The organism is Vibrio sp. HM8-C (assembly GCF_058630515.1).
The window spans coordinates 1-710 of record NZ_JBMMKS010000042.1; the positions used below are offsets into that span (position 1 = coordinate 1).

Annotated in this window: 1 protein-coding gene; it reads right to left on the bottom strand. The window is 43.8% G+C overall.

Features of this window, described 5'->3' with window-relative positions; translation table 11 throughout:
• Positions 1 to 161: 161 nt before the first annotated feature.
• A partial coding sequence (locus ACOSVQ_RS20635; RefSeq protein ID WP_491984303.1) for a hypothetical protein occupies positions 162 to 710 on the bottom strand: 549 nt, incomplete at its 5' end.

Sequence of the window (710 nt, forward strand, 5' to 3'; positions counted from 1 at the left end):
TTTTTAATCAGTTTGGTTGCGAGTGTTTTCATGGTTGAGCCTTAGTTTGCGTAACTAAAGCCAGTGTATCTCTGTGCTAAACAGGCTGATATCTAAGCGGTTTCTAGATGGTAGATGTAGAAAACCCAGCGCGCGGCTGGGTTTGTTTAGGGTCAAATTAGCTAATTCACTACAGGTAGTTCTGGCCAAGGATTATCTGCTCGAATTTTCAAGTAAGCTGCATCGGCTTGCGATTCATATTCAATGGCTTTGGCTTCATCACCTTCAACACGTCGTATCATTCTGGCTTCGTTATTCAAGCGGTCAACAATCTGCACATAAAGACCTTCGCGAGTATTGGCTACTTGCTGAAGTTCAGCTTCGTATTTGGCTTGAGTGTCTGTTTGCCAATCACCTAACTCTTCATTCCAAGTGACGTATGGGTGTGGTGGTTCTTTTGGTGTCCAGCCATCCTCAATCTCACCTAGATTTTCTACTTGCTTGGACTCGAGTGGATTGGCTTTGTAGTAGATGGTTTTGGCTCGGTGGTCGGTCACGTATTCTGTTGCGGTTGGTCGTCCATTTTCAAATTTACATACACGAATCAGAAAGCCTTCTTTAGGCTCCAACGGTTTAACCAGAAGTGCATTTCGGGGATACTCTGGAATTTTGGAGTTTTTAGTTGTAGACACACCCGCTTGATTCACTTCCAGCGTGTCTTTGTTATATGT